Here is a 19,884-nt window from a genome sequence, read left to right on the forward strand (position 1 = left end):
GGGATAAACATAATAATTAAAATGCTGACAGTTTAGCCTGCATTTCTGGACTCAATTGGACAACCAGTTCGGCGTTGTAAGATCGGTTTTCGGTTGGCAGTTTGAAGATCTGCTCAGCGGCCAGGGCATAGGTCCGGGAGATATCAGCAAAGGAGCCTTCCTTGACAGCCGGATCAACATCTGTCGCAAAGATCGAAATGGTATTGTTGCTGTTTTTGACGATCTCGATGGTGCGAAACTGCTGGGGAAATTCTCGAAGTGAGGAGGTCTCGACTTCCCAGAAACCAAGCTCTGGTCGGCTGTCGTCCGGTGATTTCAGGGCGGTGACCATATTGAGATGGCGGTGTCCGGCAACGATCAGAATCAGATTTGGATAGGTATGAAGTTTGGCAATGAGTGCCTCTTCAGTGACAACAGCGTATTGGCTGAAGGTCATTAAAGCATTCAGACCGCTGCTTTCGGGAGTAGCACCGATGGGTATATGCACGGCGATAATCATCAGTTTATCTTCAGCCTGACCTTTATCCAGTTCGTTGACAAGCCATTCGTAGCGTTCCGCATCAAGCGAGCCCTTGCCATTGCCGTAAGGGCCACTGGGGTCTTCATCGCGCTGAGTGTCATCAACGACGATAACCTTAATAGGCATATCGGCTTTCGGTTCAAAACTGTAGCAGCCAAATCCTCTGGCAGCATCGGATTCGTTGAAGCCGTGTCCCTTTGGTTCGGTGGTGGTATCGAAAAATTCGCTGAGCCATTCTTGTCTCAGAAGCGATCGGCGATTGGGATCGGCAGGTACTTTTGGGGCGCCATCGGGAAAGTCGGAAACCGGACCAGCGCCGATGATGTCGCCGTATTGGGTTCTGCCATCGATTGAGCCCATGTAATAGCCCCGGCCATTGATGCCGGCACCGGAAGTGAAGATATTATCCATGTTGATGATGGTGTCGCCAATCAGCGTCTCTCGGATGTAGTCATCCGGCGGGAACATGCCCATCCAGAAATGATCGTGGTTTCCAAGGACCTGATACCAGGGGATCGATTTGTCAAGCCCAGCGGCCTGGTATTCATCCTGATAGTCATTGAGCGGTCCGGGAATGGGATCATCTTTCGCTCCGGAACAGGGATTGATGAGCTCGCCGTCAAGGACATCGATAAACCAGCGGAGTTCGTTGTGTTGGGTGCAGTTGCAGTCATCACCCAGGGAAATTCCAAAATCAAATGACTTTTTCTGGTGAAGGGCATTGACGGTCTGGATGGCGGCATCAAGGACATGGGTGGTATACAGCATAATTCCCGAATAACCTGAAATAATGCCCCACTCGTAGCCATAATAGGGAACCTGGGCAGGCGATTCTTTATCAGTCAGGTGGATATCCGTCATAGTAAAGAAATTCAAAAGTCGCATTGATTCAGTAATGGAGGAATGGTCGTATGCAGCGGGCATGAGATCCAGTCGCTTTTCATAAGCAAGACCTTCACCATATTGCCAGACACCATAACCATACTGCGAATATTTTGCTAGCGCGTGGATCGGAATTTTAGGGGCAGATGAAGGGATCGGAACAGGGACAATCGTTCTTTCGACTGTTGTAAAAACTTCAGAACCGATTGGATAGCTTGCTGCTGGTGACGTGCTCATTGAATCGCCAATTGCTTCAGGATTTATTTTTGTCATTTTCGGTCTCCTTTTTATTTAGATGGTAAAGATAATTTGTTATGGTTCCATGATATTTTTTATAGTGCTAGTTTACCATATTTTAAATAAAAGATGAATCTAATATAACTAAAAGCTTAAGACTCTTCATGATTTAATAAATCGTTCATGATATACTAAAAAAATAAAATTTTCTGTCAGTAAACTAGGGTAGAAATAATCATTTTGATTATTTCTGAATGACAGAGGGCAAGAAATACGGATTGAGTTTGGAGTTGACCATGTTGATAAAAAAAAGTACTAAACCAAAAGATCTTTTTCATCTGGGATTTGAACTGGGACTGATCCTAAAAGGTTTAAATGGTCTATTGGAGATGATTGGCGGCATATTGTTTTTATTTTTAAACCCGGACAGACTAAATTATATCATTGTTTTATTGACGCAAAAAGAATTGTCTCATGATCCAAATGACATGGTGGCAAATGCATTAATCAATCTAAGTCACAGCTTTTCAGTCAGTACACAACATTTTGGGTCATTCTATTTGTTATCCCATGGTCTGATAAAATGCATTCTTGTTTTTCTGCTGTGGCGAAGAAAAAGCTGGGCCTATCCTCTTACGATAGGTGCAATAGCATTATTTATACTCTATCAGTTATACCGATACATCATCAGCCCATCTTGGTTTTTGATCGTTCTTTCTATTTTCGATGCGGTGATGATTGGTTTAACTTTGATTGAGTATCGAAAAATGAGAAGTCAGCCCGTTCAACTTGAAGAGTGATGTCATTCTAGGATAAGAGTGCGGTTTAGCTGATTAAAAAGCTTATAAGTGGCTATAATGAATCTATGCAGATCATTTAGGCAGCATTGATCAGCAGGAAAAATTAAAATACTAGGAGGAAAAAATGGCTAACATTATTAAAGTAGGAGAAAAGGCACCCGATTTTAAATTGCAGGACCAAAGTGAAAAAGAAATATCGCTCAGTTTGTTCAAAGGTAAGAAAGTTCTTTTATCATGGCATCCATTAGCGTGGACGGCAGTGTGTACGGATCAGATGAGATCTTTGGAAAGAAATTTTAAACAGTTTGAAGAAAAGAATACGGTGGTATTGGGTTTAAGTATTGATTCTCAGCCGAGTAAATCGGTATGGGCAAGAGTACTGTGTTTGAACAACATAAAGATCCTGGCGGACTTTAATCCGCTGGGAGAAGTCTCAAGAAAATACGGGATTTTCAGAGAAGACCGTGGGTCATCAGAGCGAGCAAATATTCTCATCGACGAAAATGGCATGGTAATATGGGCAAAATTATATGAAATTCATACACTTCCTGATGTGGCGGAAATCTTGCAACAATTATAGGCGATATTTAGACAGAGACAGAATAACAGGAGCTTGGAATGGAAATAATATTAACAGAATTAGAAGAAAAAGATTATCGAAAAATTTATCATTTAATGGAAGTGTCTTTTGAAAAAGAAGAAATCAGAACTTATGAAAACGGCCAGAAACAATTAAGCAAGGGCAATTACCGGATTTTAATTTCCCAAAACAACAATGATGGCATCGGTGGTTTTATTGCCGAATGGGATCTTGGAACCTTTGTTTTTATTGAACATTTTGCTGTCGATAAAAAACTTCGAGGACTTGGGATCGGTTCAAAAATGCTGGAAGCCTATCTAAAAAAAGCAACCAAACCGGTGATGATTGAAGTGGAAGACAATGAAACGGAAATTGGAAAACGGCGTATCAATTTTTATAAAAGAATGGATTTTTTTCTATCTGAATTTGGATATCATCAACCAGTTTTAAGAGGAGACGGGGATAAAGAAATACTGCTTAGAATCATGAGCTTTCCTGAAAAACTTTCAGAGGAAAAGTTTCTTGCGTTTAAAAAAGAAGTTTTTGAAAAAATTTATAAAATAAAAAATTAAAGTGGGTTAGGTACTCATTTAGTGACTGCTTTTTGGCAAATTAGAACGGAAAGGGGAATTGTTAATGGAAAACAGGTATTCAAAACTATTCCAACCAACCAATATCGGAAAACTTAAGATTAAAAACAAAATATCCATGGCGCCCATGGGACCAATCGGTTTTGCGGATGATAATGGAGCATTTAATCAAAGAGGACAGGATTACTATGTCGAACGGGCAAAAGGCGGGGTCGGTCTCATTATTACCGGAATTTGCAGTGTTGATTTAGCGGTAGAGGATATGACAAAACCGGTTATTCCCTGTCCCACCGTCAATCCATTGGCCTTTATTTATGCGGGAACGCAGATGAATGAGCGGATTCATGCATATGGAGCAAAGACTATTATACAATTGACAGGCGGACTGGGGAGAAGCGCCATACCGGGATTTGTTGGTAAGTATATTGCCCCGTCTAAGCAGGAAAACCGCTGGGACCCTGCCATTATTCACCGAGAGATGACCGTTGAAGAAATTCAGGAGGCTATTAAAAAATTTGCGATGGCTGCTTCAGTCGCAAAAGCTGCGGGCTTTGACGGTGTGGAAATTCATGCGGTTCACGAAGGCTATTTGTTGGACCAATTTGCCATTTCCTTTTTCAATAAGAGAACCGATGATTATGGCGGCAGTCTAGAAAATCGGTTAAGATTCTCGACCGAGATTGTCAAGGCCATTAAAGTTGTTTGCGGAGCAGATTATCCGGTTACCCTACGTTACAGCCTCAAGAGCTTTATGAAAGGATTGCGGCAGGGAGCATTGCCGGGAGAAAAATTTGTTGAAGTCGGAAAAGACATCGACGAAGGAATCGCGGCCGCCAAGCTTTTGGTTGCGGCAGGATATGATGCTCTGAACGTGGATGCCGGAACCTACGACTCCTGGTATTGGAACCATCCGCCGATGTACTTTAAGGAAGGCGGCATGTATCGTGAGTTTGGAAGAATTTTAAAACAACATGTTACGGTGCCGATTATTTTAGCCGGTCGCATGGATGACCCGGATATGGCTTGTGAGGCTATTGGCGATTCATGTGATATTGTCAGCTATGGCCGGCCGCTACTTTCGGATCCTGATTATCCGGAAAAGGTCAGACAGGGACGTTTAGATGAGATCCGGCCCTGTTTGTCCTGTCATGACGGTTGTCTCGGAAGAATATCCCACGCGCCGCTGTGTTGTGCGGTTAATCCGGAAGTCGGGCGTGAAAAGATATATGGCATTGAACCGGCAAAAGAGAAGAAAAATGTTCTTGTCATTGGCGGGGGACTGGCCGGAATGGAAGTCGCTCGGGTTTGTGCCATCCGCGGGCATAATGTGACACTCTGTGAAAAATCGGATAAGCTGGGAGGAAACTTAATCCCCGGAAGCGTGCCGGATTTTAAAATAAATGATAAAAAGCTTTTGGCATGGTATGAAAGACAGCTTGAGCTTCTGCAGGTCATGGTTAAGAAAAATATAACGATGAATAAAGAGAAGATCGAAATCCAAGGGGATGAAATTGTTGTGGTAGCAACTGGGTCCCAGCCAATTGCCGGAAATTTCGGAAATGAAAGAGAAATGATCACGGCCAGCGAAGCATTGCTGGGAACAAAGCCGGTGGGACAAAAAGTCCTGATTATTGGTGGCGGATTGGTTGGCTGTGAAACGGGGTTGTGGCTTGCCCAGCAGGGGAAAGATGTCACAATCGTTGAGATGGCTCCTGATATAGCCGGTGGCCCCCATGGTATGCCATTTATGAATTACGATATGTTAAAAGATGAATTAGCCTATCATCAGGTTAAAATTCATAAAAGCACTCAGGTTTCCAGCGTTGAAAAAGACTGTATTACACTGGCTACTCAAGATGGCGAGGTCAAACTTTTGGCTGATACCGTGATTATTGCCATTGGCTATACGGCTGAAGACCATTTATACAATCAGATTAATGTGGATAGCAAGGTTCCGGTCTACAATATTGGAGACTCCCGGCATGTGAACAATATTATGTATGCCATTTGGGATGCCTATGAAATAGCCCGGGAATTGTAAAAAACTGTTAAAGGCCAATTGTTTTATCGTTGTACGCCGCAACTTGATAAAACAATTGGCCTTTAAATTTAGTCTTAAATTAGTTGTGGTTCAGTCGGAGCGTTTTAATCAGTTTTCCGCAGCTTGAAGTTTATTTTTTTAAAGGATAGCTTGCATTTATAATAACAAGCGTATACTTTTGCGTTGTGCTCTTGCTGTTCTGCGGAGGTTAATAAATGGCAACGATTAATAACCATCATTTGTCCAGTGTAGACGAGGTATGCTTTTTCAATGTCTTCCAGACTTTTGTCAGGCGCCGACAAACTGTGAATGGTTTCCTCGATCATAATTAATAGCCGTTTCTTAATCGCATCAGACGACAATTGCATTGATAAATTTACTTTATTCGCTTCTTTTTTTTGTGCATCGCTAATTTCAACTTGAGTGGTATCAGACGATACGGGTTTCGATAAAACTGCTTTAGTCAAATTTTTTTTGGGATGATCACCATGCTCGTATTCTTCTTTTGTTATTCTCAATGACTTTCTGCCTCCTAAAGTTGAAGATGCTTTTTTGGTTGGTATATGGCTGATAAACCGGCTGTTTTTCTCTTGATTTCTCATCTTCTGATAATAAATGATTATAATAATTTTATTATATCACGAAATCAATCAGTTGTATTGTTCCGGTGACGCTATTTCATAAAATAAATATGGCATTTCGCGATTAATTTTCAGAATAAAATTCGACCGTTTTTCCTTTTAAAATCATATTGGTGGTTCTCACGGCACACATTTTCCCACACATCGAACAGGTGTGTTTTTCGGCAGGAGGGGCGCTTTCATAATAGGCTCTTGCTTTTTCAGAATCAATCGCAAGTTCAAACATGGCATCCCAATCGAGTTTATGACGAGCTTCTGCCATGTTATTATCGATTTCTCGGGCATGAGGCAGTCCTTTGGCGATATCTGCGGCGTGGGCAGCAATTTTGCTGGCAATAATACCCTCTTTTACATCATTGATATCCGGGAGCCGTAAGTGTTCTGCCGGGGTGACGTAGCAAAGAAAATCGGCACCGCTGGCGGCGGCGATGGCACCGCCAATGGCGGAGGTAATATGGTCATAACCCGGGGCGATATCGGTTACCAAGGGGCCTAAAACATAGAAAGGAGCACCATGACACAGCCGTTTCTGAATGGTCATATTGGCCGCGATTTCATTCATTGCCATATGTCCGGGGCCTTCAACCATAACCTGAACATCTTTTTCCCAGGCTCGTTTGGTAAGCTGGCCCAGCTCGATTAGTTCGCTGAGTTGTGAGGCATCGGAACTGTCATCAATGCAGCCCGGTCTTAACGCATCACCAAGACTGATGGTAACGTCGAATTCCCGAAGAATTTCCAGAAATTCATCATAGTATTCATAGAAGGGATTTTCATTTCCGGTCATTTCCATCCAGGCAAAGAGCAGGGAACCGCCCCGGGAAACGATATTCATTTTTCGACCGGTACTCTTAAAGGCTTCAATGGCCCGTTTGTTGATGCCGGCGTGGATGGTCATAAAATCAACCCCTTCTTCAGCATGCGATCGAACGACTCTCATAAAATCCTGGGGGGTGATTTCCAATAAGTCTTTTTCCAGATAACCGATGGCATCGTACATGGGAACGGTACCGATCATGGCCGGAGAGATTTTTATGAGTTCTTTGCGAAAGGTATTGGTTTTCCCATAATTGCTTAAATCCATGATCGCTTCAGCGCCAAATTTCAGAGCGAGCTTAACCTTTTCCAGTTCAATATCATAGTTTTTACAGTCTCCTGAAACCCCCAGATTGACATTGATTTTTGTGCTCAGTCCGGTGCCGATACCCTCCGGGGAGAGTGATGCATGGTTAATATTTGACGGAATGGCAACCTGACCACAGGCAATTAGTCCCCTGAGTTTTTCGGGTTCCATGAATTCTTTCTTCGCTACGATTAGTATTTCTGGTGTAATGATGCATTTTTTGGCTGCTTCCATTTGAGTTTTGTAGTTTTTCATCGGATGTTCCTTTCAAAGTTGTTCTTTTTATAAAAAAAAAGCGCTTTCCCATTCAGGAAAGCACTAAAAGCACTTGATTAATAATATTAGCCGAAACGCTCTGCTTCCCTACGTTAGTATTAACTAACAGGTTCAAAGGGTCAGGTTTTAACCTTCTCAACTATCATCTAGTCCCCCCGCAAATAAATATTTAATTTTTTATATTATATCATACCGTAAAAAAATGTCAATTTTGGAAAAATAAAATGTGCTATAATATGAACAATTAAATGATCGCATTTCAGACATCCTTCAGGGAAAATCAGAAATCAGCTGAAATCTTTATCCGAGCCCACCGTTGTGAATGGGTGGACCACAAGTCAGTTCATCCACAAAATGTGGGGATAACTTACAAAATTGTGGATTAAATCAGAAGAAATAAAAAAATTAAGAATAAAATAGAGGAGCGAAGCATCATGCATAAATTTGAAAACTGTTTAGTGGTTGGCATATCTTCCCGGGCGCTTTTTGATTTAGAAGAAGAAAATCAGATTTTTGATACAGACGGCGTTGAGGCCTATGCACAATATCAAATCGAACACGAAAACGATATTTTAAGTCCTGGTACCGGGTTTGATTTAATCCGAGCTTTGCTTAATCTTAATGAGATCGAGCCGGATAAACGGAAAACTGAAATTATTGTCATGTCCAAAAACAGTGCTGATACCAGTCTGCGGATTTTTAACTCGATCAAATATTATAATCTGGACATTACTAGAGCCGCTTTGGTCAGCGGGGCTTTTCTGTCGCCTTATTTGGAGGCATTTCAAACCGACTTGTTTTTATCAGCTAATGAGGAAGATGTTCAAGAGGCCATCAACTCGGGGGTAGCGGCCGGAATTATCTATACTCAGCATCTGCCCAGCGAAAAAATGAAAGAAATTGATCAAATTCGAATTGCCTTTGATGGCGATGCGGTTCTTTTTTCTGATGCTTCTGAAAAAATTTATCAGGCCCAGGGAATTGAAGCTTTTCAGGAATATGAGGCTAAAAATGCCAAGAACCCTTTGCCGGAAGGTCCTTTTGCCAAATTTTTAAAAACACTGTCTACCCTTCAAAAGCAGTTCGATAAAAATCAGGCTCCGATTCGAACGGCATTGGTAACCGCTCGAAATGCACCGGCTCACGAACGGGTAATCCGAACATTAAGGGCCTGGGATGTTCGGATTGATGAGGCTTTTTTTCTCGGAGGAATGGAAAAACAGGATGTATTGAAGGCCTTTGGCGCCCATATTTATTTTGACGACCAGGTGATACATACGGATGCGACATCGGAGTTTGTACCTTCGGCCCGGGTGCCTTATAAAATGAATGAGGAATAGGCTTTTGATAAATGCAAAAAAAAAGAATCCTTAGAAAGAAAGGATTCTTTTTTGAGAGAGAGAGGATTGTTTGTTTTTAATCTATATCAAACTGATTAATTATGGAAAGTTAATTAATCGGTGTTAATCATTACGCTTAGTTTACCTCTCGCATGTGGTCAAGTTTTGACAGTTATGTGAAAATTAAGTGAATTCAGTGTAAAAATTATTTCAAGGAAAAATATTTTGTTTTCTCCTAATTTAAAATCATATTTTAAATTAGGAGATTTTTTTATGAAACATATTTTGTTGTAATTAAAAATTAAAAAAAACACAATAAAATGATTGACAAATATAAAAGAATCACTTACACTATCCTTACAAAACATATATGAAAGATATGACATATATGAAATATAGGGAGGACTTAGAATGTCAATAAACAAAGAGGAATTATACAATAAACTGGCTGAAGCTGTGCTCAATATGGAAGAAGAAGAAACAGTTGCACTCAGCAAACAGGTTATCGCTGAGAACCTGGATGCATATGAGGCAATCGTTAATGGATTGACCGTTGGGATGAATCAGGCCGGAAAACTTTTTGATGAAGAAGAATATTTTGTACCAGAACTGCTAATCTGTTCTGATGCAATGTATGCAGGATTGGAAATATTGAAACCCCATATAAAAACTAAAGATAACGAGATCAAACGAAAAGCAGTGATTGGCGTTATTGAAGGGGATACTCATGATATTGGAAAAAATCTTGTCAAGATCATGCTTGAAACCGGCGGCTTTGATGTTATTGATTTGGGTAGAGATGTTGCACCGGCAACCTTTGTTGAAAAGGCTAAAGAGGAAAAGGCCGAATTTATTGTGGTCTCCACTTTGATGACAACAACAATGGAAGGTATGAATGAAGTAATTGAGATTCTAAACGAAGAAGATATTAGAGACGATTATAAAGTATTAATCGGCGGCGGTCCAATATCACAGGGCTATGCAGATAAAATTGGCGCCGATGGATACGCAGAAAATGCAGCAGAGGCGGTAAAATTGGCAAATAGATTAGTAGCAGCCTATGGAAACGAGATCTAATATAGAATAAAACGACTGTAAAACGAAAATACAGTGTAAAGACTATTAACAGGAGGAAATCAAATATGTCATTGATACAAAGAAAAGAAGAATTAACTTCCCTGGAGAGGGTTGTCCGAACTCTGGAACGCAAAGAGGTAGATCGAATACCGGCAGTGCCACTCGTTTGCGGTGCCTCATACAGAGTTCTGGGAACGCGATATGATAAATGGTCCAACGATGCAGAATTGGCAACCCAAAGTTTACTTGCCGCACAGGAATTAATTGGACAGGACGCCTTTCTATTACTTGTTGATCTTTCTGTTGAAGCGGCTGATTTTGGCCAGGAACTTATTTTCCCGAGATACAGCACCGCTTATCCGGATTTTAATAACCAATTCATTAAAACCTATGACGACTATAATAAGATAAAAAAAATTAACCCTCGAGAAACAAAACGGATGAAACAAGTCATTGATATTATCAAAGGCCTTTCAGCAGCAAAGGGAAATGAAGTGGCAATTCTGGGATTTATCTATGGTCCCTTAGGCGTATTGTCTCAGATTAGAGGCCATAAAAATTTATTTGTGGATCTCATTAAACATCCCGATGAAGTTTTAGCGGCGGTTGATACAATAACTGACGTATTGGTGGAATATGCTATTGCTCAGGTTGAAGCAGGTGCGCATTCAGTTTGTATCGATCCGTTATATTCTTCAGGAACTGTTCTTAGAAACACGACCTGGGAGAAATTTGAGGGACCGTATTTAAAAAGAATAACCGATGCCATTCGTAAAGCCGGGGCGGCGGTATCCATCCATAACTGTGGTGATGGCGTATATTTTGAAGAAGTCATAAAATGGTCGGACCCTGTTGCAATATCCGTTGCCCATCCGGCCCATGGATCTAAAACATGGGAAGAGCATGCTAAAGCATGGGGAGATAAAGTCATTACAATTGGCTATTCCGATCCGGCTGAAACGGGTTTAGTTTTCACGGCGGATGAAGTATTGGAAGATTGCAAAAATCAAATTGATACCTTTAAAAAATATAATGCCGGATTCATTCTTTCCACTGGTTGTGAATTCCCGCCAAATGGGAACTTGTTAAATGCTGCCGCGATGGTTGAAGCATCAAAGCGATACGGACGATAAAATTATAAAGTGATTACAAAATCTGGTGATTATTATTAATATTCTGGGATTCAGACCGCTATTTTGTGTTTGAGTTTGCTGAAAATTCACGCGCTTAAGGTGAACACCAGACGGGTGTTCACCTTAACGTGTATTTGGGATTATTCAGCAAATCAGACAGATTCAAGATCATTTTAAATAATAGCAAATAGATTAGGAAGTGAAACGATGACGATACAAATTGATATTTTTTCCGGCTTTTTTGGTGCTGGGAAGACAACCTTAATTAAAAAGCTGATTGACGAAAAAGTGTACTCGAAAAAAGTGACGATTATCGAAAACGAATTTGGCGATATTCCCATTGATGGAGAATTTCTAAAAAAATTCAATATTGAAATAAAAGAAATAAAAGCAGGCTGCATTTGCTGCTCAACCGCGAATGATTTTAACGATACGTTGATAGAAATTATTGATGCAAAAGAAACAGAACGCATTATCATCGAACCTTCCGGGGTTGGAAAACTTTCGGAAATCGTTAAAATTGTAAAGAAAGTCGAAGCAGAAAATGATGTGCGCCTGAATATGATTATTTCAGCCGTCGACGTGACGATGTATGAGGAATTCAGTAATTTATTCAGTGAGTTTTATGAAGACCAGGTTATCCATGCGAGTACGGTCGTATTAAGTCGCACCCAAAGCGTTAACACTGAAGAACTGGAAGTGGTTGTTTCGAAAATAAGAGAACTCAACGAAAAAGCTCAAATCATCACAACACCCTGGGATGATCTAAGCGGGATTGAATTGGTTGAACTGTCGGAAGCGGATGTAAAACAGGAAGCATTAAAAGAAGTGTTCACTGAAACAACAACGGATGAAGTTGAATACGATCCGGAACTTCCCCATGATCATGACCATGATGAGTTTACAAGCTGGGGCATTGAAACACCAAAAGTTTATCCTTTAGATGAATTGACAAGCATCTTTCAGGGGCTGAAAAACGAAGAAAAATATGGGAAAGTGGTGCGCTCAAAAGGAAAAGTTCAGGTGGATAGTGATCATTGGATTGAGTTTGATTTTGTCCCCAGACAATTTGAAATAAGAGCATCGGAACCGGATCACACTGGCCGAATAACGGTAATAGGCCATGATCTAAACAAAGAGAACCTGATTAATATTTTTTAAGATGAAGATAAAAGTAATCGCATGTGAGGTAATGAAAGAAGAAATTCAGGCTATCGAACGATTAGATGACCTGGATTTCGAGTTCGTTTCCATGGATTTTCATCTTTATCCGAAAAAGTTGAAAACTGAATTACAAAGAATTATTGATCAGTCCCAGGGCTATGACAAAATTATTTTAGCCTTTGGTTTATGCGGCGGGGCAGCGAATGGCTTAAAGGCAACAAACTGCGAGCTGGTCATACCCAGAGTCCATGATTGTATATCGATATTTTTATGCCCGAAAAATGGTTGCGTCTGTGATTTCAAAAAAGAAATTGGCACGTTTTATCTCAGCAATGGATGGATGATTACCGAGAAATCAATTTTATCCGATTATCAGCGCATTTTACAAAAGTTTGGGCCCCAGAAAGCCAATAAAATATTAAATAGAATGTATGACGGTTATAAAAAAATTCTGTTTATTGAAACCGGCGGGGTCCGTCAGGATGAGGTTATCCGCCAGTCAAAAGAAATTGCTGAATTATTTAAAGCGGAGTATGAAACCATCCAGGGGCAATCTGCTTTTATTGAAAAAATTATCAGCGGACCCTGGGATGAAGAAAATTTTATTACGGTAGCTTCCCAGGGGATTATAACAGAAGAGGATTTTGGGATTAATGCAAAATAATTTCAATAAGGAAAGAAAGAGGAATTAAATAATGAACGATTTAACACCAAAAGAACGGATATTTCGTTCTTTAAAAAAGCAAACAGTGGATAGGGCGCCGGTTATTTGCCCGGGAGGAATGATGAACTCCGCGATTGTTGAAGTCATGAATAAAACCGGACACACTTTGCCTGAGGGCCATCATGACAGCAAAATAATGGCTGCGCTGGCAAATGATGTCCATCTAAACACCGGTTTTGAGAATTTCGGCATACCGTTTTGTATGACTGTCGAGGCAGAGGTGTTGGGGAGCGAAATAAATTACGGAACTCTTTCCTGCGAACCCAAGATACAAAGGGAAGTATTTTCCTCTGTAACAGACGTTGTCTATAAAGAATCAGGGGCAATGGAAAAGAACGCAAGAGTCAATGCAATTATTGAGGCGACTTATGCATTATCAAAAAGATATCCGGATGTTCCGGTCTTTGGAAGTGTTACCGGTCCGCTTAGTACCTCGGCATCGCTGGTTGATCCCATTCCCTTTTTGAAAGAGCTGAGAAAAAACCGGGATGGAGCTCACCGCGTCATTGATTATGTCAGCGATCAGATTATCGAATATGCAAAATTGATGATCGAAAATGGCGCAAGTGTCATTACGATTGCCGATCCGACTGCAACTGGAGAAATATTAGGACCAACGATGTTTGGCGAATATGCAGTTAAATATTTGAATAAAATTATCGATGCAATCCATGAAACGAATACACCCGTTGTCGTACATATCTGTGGAAAAATGAATGCGGTAAAAAAATTTGTTCCGCAAATCAAATCCGATGCAATCAGCACCGATTCATCGATTAGCTTGAAAAAGCTGAAAGAAGAATATAGCCAACTGACCACAATGGGTAATCTTAGCACCTACCTGTTAGAATTTGGCGAAGCAGAAAAAATTTCAATACTGACAGAAAAGTTGAAAAATGATGGCATCGATATAATTTCGCCGGCCTGTGGCCTAAGTACCTCTACGCCATTAAGAAACATCAATGCAATGACAAATAGGGTAAAGGAGTCTTAATGATGGTAAAAGTAAATTTTGTGGCAGAAAACAAGAGTGTTTTGGTTGCCAAAGGCACAACAATTTTAGAAGCTGCCAAAAAGCTGGAAATTGTTATCGAATCACCATGCAATGCTGAAGGTGTCTGTGGTAAATGTAAGGTGCAGGTTTCAAAAGACAGTCTAAAGAACATCGAGCAATATGGAAAACATCAGTTATCAGATCAGGAAAAGTCCCAAGGATTTGTTCTGTCATGTCAAACGAAAGTGATTGGAAATGTCAATGTTGAAGCGGTTTCCAAGCATCAGAACAAGACGCTGCAAATACTAAATCACGGTCAAAGCTTCGATATCGAGGTTGATAGCCTGATCAAAAAAGAGTACGACGGAAACGGAAAAACGATTATTTATGCCGGAGATCAGATTATCGGTGAGGAAGAAGGCGATACGTCATTACTTAATTTTGGTGTCGTGGTAGATATTGGCACAACAACTTTAGTAGCAACGATCGTTAATATTAATACCGGAGAAGAACTATATTCGGTTTCGGCATTAAACCCCCAGAGCTTGTATGCCCAGGATGTTTTATCCAGAATAAAGTATGCATCAAGTGAAGAAGGATTGGACACCATGTATTTTGGGATAACCAAAGAAGTCAATAATTTGATCGAAAAAGCGGCAAAACATACGGGAATTGATAGCAGCCATATATATGAAGTGATTTACAGTGGAAACACCTGTATGATTCACCTGGCGGCTAAAGTGAATCCCTATTCATTAGGCAAATATCCATATACGCCATTATTAAGGGGCGGAAGCAGTCTGAGTTATGCTGAGCATTTATTAAACATTTCAGAAAGCGGAGCAATTTATTTGCCGCCGATTATTTCAGCATTCGTTGGTCCGGATATCACATCGGGGATTTTGGCGACCCGGCTTCAAGATCGAAAAGGGGTTACCCTGTTTGTTGATATCGGAACAAATGGAGAAATGGTTTTGGCCAGTGACGGGCTTTTAACCGCCACGTCCACTGCGGCCGGACCGGCTTTTGAAGGCATGAATATTACCTATGGGATGAGAGCCGAAAAAGGAGCCATTGAGTATTTTAATATTGAAGAAGATGGAACGATTGAAGTAAAAACCATCGAAGACGGGAAACCGGTCGGAATCTGCGGAAGCGGTCTGATCGATATTGTGGGAGAGCTTGTTGCCAATAAAGTAATTGATAAAAGAGGAAGATTTTCAGCACCGGAAAACAGCGATTTAAAACAGGGACTCGGCGCACGAATCGTGAAAATCGATGGAAAAAATGCTTTTACAGTAGCAAAAGGTATTTTTCTTACCCAGAAGGATATCAGACAGGTTCAACTGGCAAAAGGTGCCGTAAGAGCCGGGATTGAATTTTTAATGAATACTAAAAACATTAAAGCCGAGGATGTCGATAAAATACAAATTGCCGGATCATTCGGCTTCCATTTGAGAGCGGAAAGTCTGATCAATATCGGATTATTGCCAAAAGAATTTGAAGGCAAGATTGATTTTGTCGGCAACACCTCGAAATCAGGCGGCCATGCATTTCTGTTGAACCAAAAATACCGCGATGAAATGGAAGAATTGGTTAAGCAAATTGAAGTTGTTGAATTGTCAAACGGCGAGAATTTTGACCGGATATTCGTTGATTGTTTATCTTTTGATAAACAGAAAAAAATCGCATAATAAAATCAAAAAAAATATTGACAAGCAAAGAAAAGTGATGTATATTAATCATATAAAACATATAGGATATATATGAAATACAATTTTAGGAGGCAAAGCAATATGGAAAAAAGTCGATTATGCACTGCAAAAGAGAGAACTATATGCATGTGTTGCAAAATAAGTGGTTGCTTATTTTCTTGTGAAATAAACTGAAATATTGCATTTGCTATTCATAAGAAAATCATTTGCAATAAATTAAGCATTTAAATGATGAGCAAAAATTCTAAGTGGGTTAAACTTTAAATAGTGATCCGGGTTCAAAAGGGGAGTTAAACAACAGTTGTGAAATAGCAAATGAGAGGGGTATTCATTATTGAGTAAAAAATCAAAAGACGGTTTTTTAAAAAAGGTTTTCAATAAAAATAAGAACAAAGAAAATACAGAAAACAAAAAAAATACAGAAAGAAATGAGAGGTCAATTAATATGAGCGAAAGAAAACTAGGATTCGATACACTACAGGTACATGCAGGACAAGCGCCAGATCCGGCAACAGGAGCTAGAGCAGTTCCTATTTATCAGACAACATCCTATGTATTTAAAGATACCGCAGAAGCCGAAGGTCGTTTTGCCTTAACCAATCCAGGAAATATTTATTCCCGATTAACCAATCCAACTACGGATGCGTTTGAACAGAGAGTAGCTGCTCTTGAAGGTGGATCAGCAGGTCTGGCCACAGCTTCAGGCGCAGCAGCAATCACCTATGCGATTGAAAATATTGCCAGCGCTGGTGATGAAATCGTAGCTGCAAGTACATTGTATGGCGGAACCTATCATTTATTTGCCGACACCTTGCCTAAATTTGGTATCAAAACAATTTTTGTTGATCCGGAAGATCCTGAAAATTTCAGAAAAGCCATCACTGATAAAACAAAAGCAATTTTTTATGAAACACTTGGTAATCCAGCTAACAATGTCATTGACTTTGATGCAGTTGGAAAAATTGCTGCTGAAAACAAAATACCAGTAATTGTTGATAATACGTTTGCTACTCCCTATTTATTCAGACCTTTGGAACATGGGGCAAATGTTGTTGTTCATTCAGCAACCAAATTCATTGGTGGTCATGGGGCAGCCATTGGCGGCATTATCGTAGATGGTGGTAATTTTGATTGGAAAAGTGGAAAATTTCCAGATTTCACGACTCCAGATCAAAGCTATAATGGCATAACCTATGCTGATTTAGGTGCGGTTGCCTATGCTGTAAAAATTAGAGCGCAACTTCTCCGCGATACGGGAGCAACGTTGGCTCCGCTTAACTCTTTCTTGTTTTTACTGGGATTAGAATCACTGTCTCTTCGAGTTCAAAAACATGTCGCAAATACCCAAAAAGTTGTTGAATTCCTGGAAAACAGTCCAAAGGTTAAAACCGTTAATTATCCAGGCACTAAGTCAAACAAATATTATGATTTGGCACAGAAATATTTACCACTTGGAGCTGGCTCGATTTTCACTTTCTCAATTAACGGAACGGTTGATCAGGCCAAGAAATTTATTGATAGTTTGGAAATATTTTCGCAATTAGCAAATGTGGCCGATGCAAAATCACTGGTTATCCATCCTTCATCAACAACACATCAGCAACTTACTCCAGAAGAACAGGCAGCCGCAGGATTCGGACCTGACACTATTCGTTTATCAATTGGGGTAGAAGATGTCGATGATATAATTTATGATATCAAGCAAGCTTTAGACAAAGCAATCACAGATTAATAAATATTTAAATGAGGCTGCTTGAACTTTGAATAGAAGAACAGCAGACCGTTAATTTATGCGAAGGCAATGAGGCAAATGAGTACCTCCTGCTCATTTGCTAACTGTTCGGGAGTCATAGAGAAATTCGCATCGCGTGTTTCTTGTCGAGCGAGAGGTGTTATGATGCCAATATGTGTTAAAGAAGGTCTTCCTGCAATTGAGGCACTTGCCAATGAAAATATTTTCATTATGTCAGAAAGTCGTGCCGAACATCAGGATATTCGTACTTTAAGAATCTTGATTGTTAATTTAATGCCCACCGTAATCGCAACCGAAACACAACTTTTAAGATTGTTAAGTAATACTTCACTGCAATTAAGTGTTGAATTTTTAAAAATATCAACACATATCCCTAAAAATTCAATTTTGGAACATTTACATCAATTTTATATGACTTTTGAAGAAATTAAAAACAAAAGTTATGATGGCATGATTATAACCGGTGCGCCGATTGGACAATTAGAATTTGAAGAAGCTGATTGTTGGGATGAATTGTGCGAGGTAATGGAATGGGCAAAATATCATGTTAATTCTGCACTGTACTCATGCTGGAGCGCCTACGCCGCGTTGCATTATCATTTTGGATTGAATAAATGTAATCTTTCAAATAAATTATCCGGGATTTATGCTCACACCGTGAATATGCGCAGACACCCCATTGTCAGAGGGTTTGACGATATATTCATGGCTCCGCATTCCCGGGATATCGCAATCAATAAAGAAGAACTGCTTAAGATATCGGAACTTGATATTTTAGCTGAATCAGAGAAAGCCGGAGTATATTTAATCGCAGACAAAAACAACAAGCAATTGTTTGTGACCGGGCATTGTGAATTTGACCGAGCGGCCCTGGAGTCAGAGTATATTCAGGATTGTTTAAAAGGACTGAATCCAAAATTCCCCGAGAATTTTCAAATAAAAGACAAATCGCCATTTTCCAAACAAACCAGTTGGAACAGTCACGCATCATTATTATTTTCGAATTGGTTGAATTATTATGTATATCAGCAAACACCGTATCGTTTAAGTGATATCGGATATAAGAATAATATTGAAAAAATGGGTAAACTGTCTGTTGCAAAATAAAGTTGGGACCAATTCATTTGAATGGTTCCAACTTTTAATTTTTAAGATAGGAGATGATTTTTTGACACATAAAGAAATAATATTATCTGGAATTGCTTTAAAATCAACACCACGTTTGCCGCTGGTAATCTTATCCAGCGGCGTGTGGATATTTTACCGAAATGGCTTAACCTTGCAGGATACTTTTGAATGTCCGCCGGAAAAAATCGCCGAATGTATGATCAATAATAATAATGAAGCAAATTCCGATATCATTTGGATGGGTGCGGATTGTGGAAATTTGGCACTACGGGCTATTGGTGCAAAATGTACTTTTAATGCTTTGGGAGAGGCCTCGACAGTCGATGAACCCCTGGTCTTAAAACCTTCGGATGTTGATAAATTAAAAATTGAAGATTTGGAAAATTCCTTGGAATTGGAGAATTTATTAAAGACAACGCAAATTGTTGCCGAAAGAGTTGGCAATGAATTTTTATTGGGAAATAGTCAGTGGGGCCCATTTACCCTGGCAGGACAGCTAATGGGAATGGAAAATTTAATGGTAACCACCTTGAAAGACAAGCCGGGGATACAGCATGTGCTCGAGTTTACAGAACGCCTACTTTTAAAATACTGGAACTTATTTATTGATGCCGGGGTTGAATTGGTTAATCAGGCCGAGCCGATGTCTTCAGGGAATGTCATATCAGCAAAAATATTTAAAGAAACAGCTTTTCCTTGGATCAAATCTGCAAATAAAGCGATCAGTAAACGAACAAAAGCTAAAATGTTGCATATTTGTGGAAATACGACGAGAATATTGGATTTGATTCCGCTTACCGAGACCGATCTATTTTCGCTGGACTATCAAGTCGATTTAAAAATTGCCAGAGAAAAGTTAAGCGGAAAGATTGCTTTCGGCGGGAATTTGAACCCAACAAGTATCATTCTTGAAGGAACGCCGGAAGACATTAAAATCGCCACGACAAAATGCATTTTCGAGGCAGGACATAAAGGGTATGTAGTCATGCCGGGCTGTGATATCCCGCCGAAAACTAAAATGGAAAATGTTCAGGCCATGGTAGACACTGTCCATCATACCTTTATCGGATGTCGATAAAACCATTTTTGTTGTAACGGGGTGCGGAATCATGATTAAAAACAGATTGACAATAATCATAGGACTTGCTATAATTAGTAAATCATAT

General features: G+C 40.0%; 17 protein-coding genes and 1 riboswitch. Of the genes, 14 read left to right on the forward strand and 3 right to left on the reverse strand.

The window, feature by feature from the left end; genetic code table 11:
* Positions 1 to 16: 16 nt before the first annotated feature.
* Positions 17 to 1,675, reverse strand: a complete 1,659-nt coding sequence (locus FZC40_RS14105; RefSeq protein WP_148605470.1) for a TIGR03768 family metallophosphoesterase — start codon at positions 1,673 to 1,675, stop codon at positions 17 to 19.
* 260 nt (positions 1,676 to 1,935) lie between these two features.
* On the opposite strand from FZC40_RS14105, the gene FZC40_RS14110 reads away from it, so the two are divergent.
* The 4 genes from FZC40_RS14110 (at position 1,936) to FZC40_RS14125 (ending at position 5,650) form a co-directional block, all read left to right on the forward strand.
* A complete protein-coding gene (locus FZC40_RS14110; RefSeq protein WP_148605473.1) occupies positions 1,936 to 2,439 on the forward strand; it encodes a DUF2127 domain-containing protein in 504 nt (167 codons plus the stop codon).
* Between the two features lie 124 nt (positions 2,440 to 2,563).
* On the forward strand, positions 2,564 to 3,019 hold the full coding sequence (locus tag FZC40_RS14115; RefSeq protein ID WP_148605475.1) for a redoxin domain-containing protein: 456 nt from the start codon (positions 2,564 to 2,566) through the stop codon (positions 3,017 to 3,019).
* A gap of 38 nt (positions 3,020 to 3,057) precedes the next feature.
* Positions 3,058 to 3,591: a GNAT family N-acetyltransferase gene (locus tag FZC40_RS14120; RefSeq protein WP_148605477.1), complete on the forward strand. Its 534-nt coding sequence runs from the start codon at positions 3,058 to 3,060 to the stop codon at positions 3,589 to 3,591.
* Positions 3,592 to 3,655: 64 nt separating this feature from the next.
* Positions 3,656 to 5,650, forward strand: a complete 1,995-nt coding sequence (locus FZC40_RS14125) for an FAD-dependent oxidoreductase (RefSeq protein WP_148605480.1) — start codon at positions 3,656 to 3,658, stop codon at positions 5,648 to 5,650.
* A gap of 104 nt (positions 5,651 to 5,754) precedes the next feature.
* Here FZC40_RS14125 and FZC40_RS14130 read toward each other — a convergent pair whose 3' ends face one another.
* Together FZC40_RS14130 and thiC are read right to left on the reverse strand one after the other, a co-directional pair.
* The gene (locus tag FZC40_RS14130; RefSeq protein ID WP_148605482.1) at positions 5,755 to 6,168 is read right to left on the reverse strand and encodes a hypothetical protein; all 414 of its coding nucleotides are present in this window, start codon (positions 6,166 to 6,168) and stop codon (positions 5,755 to 5,757) included.
* A 187-nt stretch (positions 6,169 to 6,355) separates the two neighbouring features.
* The gene (gene thiC, locus FZC40_RS14135) at positions 6,356 to 7,669 is read right to left on the reverse strand and encodes a phosphomethylpyrimidine synthase ThiC (protein ID WP_148605484.1); all 1,314 of its coding nucleotides are present in this window, start codon (positions 7,667 to 7,669) and stop codon (positions 6,356 to 6,358) included.
* 87 nt (positions 7,670 to 7,756) lie between these two features.
* Positions 7,757 to 7,857: riboswitch (TPP riboswitch) on the reverse strand.
* 267 nt (positions 7,858 to 8,124) lie between these two features.
* Between thiC and FZC40_RS14140 the strand changes: the two genes are divergently transcribed.
* The 10 genes from FZC40_RS14140 to FZC40_RS14185 all read left to right on the forward strand — a co-directional run bounded on the left by FZC40_RS14140 (position 8,125) and on the right by FZC40_RS14185 (position 19,796).
* Entirely contained in the window at positions 8,125 to 9,030 is a 906-nt protein-coding gene (locus FZC40_RS14140) for a 5'-nucleotidase (RefSeq protein ID WP_148605486.1), read from the forward strand.
* 411 nt (positions 9,031 to 9,441) lie between these two features.
* Positions 9,442 to 10,107 (forward strand): corrinoid protein, encoded by a 666-nt coding sequence (locus FZC40_RS14145; protein WP_148605489.1) that lies wholly within the window; start codon positions 9,442 to 9,444, stop codon positions 10,105 to 10,107.
* A gap of 65 nt (positions 10,108 to 10,172) precedes the next feature.
* Positions 10,173 to 11,240 (forward strand): uroporphyrinogen decarboxylase family protein, encoded by a 1,068-nt coding sequence (locus tag FZC40_RS14150; RefSeq protein WP_148605491.1) that lies wholly within the window; start codon positions 10,173 to 10,175, stop codon positions 11,238 to 11,240.
* A 207-nt stretch (positions 11,241 to 11,447) separates the two neighbouring features.
* Positions 11,448 to 12,401 carry a CobW family GTP-binding protein gene (locus tag FZC40_RS14155; protein WP_148605493.1) on the forward strand — a complete coding sequence of 318 codons (954 nt, stop codon included), beginning with the start codon at positions 11,448 to 11,450 and terminating at the stop codon, positions 12,399 to 12,401.
* Between the two features lie 31 nt (positions 12,402 to 12,432).
* Entirely contained in the window at positions 12,433 to 13,068 is a 636-nt protein-coding gene (locus FZC40_RS14160; RefSeq protein WP_243135827.1) for a DUF1638 domain-containing protein, read from the forward strand.
* 31 nt (positions 13,069 to 13,099) lie between these two features.
* The gene (locus tag FZC40_RS14165; protein WP_148605497.1) at positions 13,100 to 14,122 is read left to right on the forward strand and encodes an MtaA/CmuA family methyltransferase; all 1,023 of its coding nucleotides are present in this window, start codon (positions 13,100 to 13,102) and stop codon (positions 14,120 to 14,122) included.
* A complete protein-coding gene (locus tag FZC40_RS14170; protein ID WP_243135828.1) occupies positions 14,122 to 15,816 on the forward strand; it encodes an ASKHA domain-containing protein in 1,695 nt (564 codons plus the stop codon). The genes FZC40_RS14165 and FZC40_RS14170 overlap by 1 nt, the downstream gene beginning before the upstream one ends.
* 466 nt (positions 15,817 to 16,282) lie before the next feature.
* Positions 16,283 to 17,569: an O-acetylhomoserine aminocarboxypropyltransferase/cysteine synthase family protein gene (locus tag FZC40_RS14175; RefSeq protein WP_148605499.1), complete on the forward strand. Its 1,287-nt coding sequence runs from the start codon at positions 16,283 to 16,285 to the stop codon at positions 17,567 to 17,569.
* Between the two features lie 162 nt (positions 17,570 to 17,731).
* On the forward strand, positions 17,732 to 18,697 hold the full coding sequence (locus FZC40_RS14180; RefSeq protein ID WP_475638848.1) for a homoserine O-acetyltransferase/O-succinyltransferase family protein: 966 nt from the start codon (positions 17,732 to 17,734) through the stop codon (positions 18,695 to 18,697).
* Positions 18,698 to 18,758: 61 nt separating this feature from the next.
* A complete protein-coding gene (locus FZC40_RS14185) occupies positions 18,759 to 19,796 on the forward strand; it encodes a uroporphyrinogen decarboxylase family protein (protein ID WP_186843705.1) in 1,038 nt (345 codons plus the stop codon).
* Positions 19,797 to 19,884: the final 88 nt, after the last annotated feature.

Origin of the sequence: Acetobacterium tundrae (assembly GCF_008086615.1) — a bacterium.
Taxonomy (GTDB): domain Bacteria; phylum Bacillota; class Clostridia; order Eubacteriales; family Eubacteriaceae; genus Acetobacterium; species Acetobacterium tundrae.

What these genes read in the sequence shown, in the direction of transcription:
- FZC40_RS14120 (WP_148605477.1), top strand. Translation starts at nt 3,058, where the DNA reads ATGGAAATAATATTAACAGAATTAGAAGAAAAAGATTATCGAAAAATT.
- FZC40_RS14175 (WP_148605499.1), top strand. Translation starts at nt 16,283, where the DNA reads ATGAGCGAAAGAAAACTAGGATTCGATACACTACAGGTACATGCAGGA.
- thiC (WP_148605484.1), bottom strand. Translation starts at nt 7,669, where the DNA reads ATGAAAAACTACAAAACTCAAATGGAAGCAGCCAAAAAATGCATCATT.
- FZC40_RS14140 (WP_148605486.1), top strand. Translation starts at nt 8,125, where the DNA reads ATGCATAAATTTGAAAACTGTTTAGTGGTTGGCATATCTTCCCGGGCG.
- FZC40_RS14170 (WP_243135828.1), top strand. Translation starts at nt 14,122, where the DNA reads ATGATGGTAAAAGTAAATTTTGTGGCAGAAAACAAGAGTGTTTTGGTT.
- FZC40_RS14145 (WP_148605489.1), top strand. Translation starts at nt 9,442, where the DNA reads ATGTCAATAAACAAAGAGGAATTATACAATAAACTGGCTGAAGCTGTG.
- FZC40_RS14125 (WP_148605480.1), top strand. Translation starts at nt 3,656, where the DNA reads ATGGAAAACAGGTATTCAAAACTATTCCAACCAACCAATATCGGAAAA.
- FZC40_RS14115 (WP_148605475.1), top strand. Translation starts at nt 2,564, where the DNA reads ATGGCTAACATTATTAAAGTAGGAGAAAAGGCACCCGATTTTAAATTG.
- FZC40_RS14110 (WP_148605473.1), top strand. Translation starts at nt 1,936, where the DNA reads ATGTTGATAAAAAAAAGTACTAAACCAAAAGATCTTTTTCATCTGGGA.
- FZC40_RS14180 (WP_475638848.1), top strand. Translation starts at nt 17,732, where the DNA reads ATGATGCCAATATGTGTTAAAGAAGGTCTTCCTGCAATTGAGGCACTT.
- FZC40_RS14155 (WP_148605493.1), top strand. Translation starts at nt 11,448, where the DNA reads ATGACGATACAAATTGATATTTTTTCCGGCTTTTTTGGTGCTGGGAAG.
- FZC40_RS14160 (WP_243135827.1), top strand. Translation starts at nt 12,433, where the DNA reads ATGAAAGAAGAAATTCAGGCTATCGAACGATTAGATGACCTGGATTTC.
- FZC40_RS14105 (WP_148605470.1), bottom strand. Translation starts at nt 1,675, where the DNA reads ATGACAAAAATAAATCCTGAAGCAATTGGCGATTCAATGAGCACGTCA.
- FZC40_RS14150 (WP_148605491.1), top strand. Translation starts at nt 10,173, where the DNA reads ATGTCATTGATACAAAGAAAAGAAGAATTAACTTCCCTGGAGAGGGTT.
- FZC40_RS14165 (WP_148605497.1), top strand. Translation starts at nt 13,100, where the DNA reads ATGAACGATTTAACACCAAAAGAACGGATATTTCGTTCTTTAAAAAAG.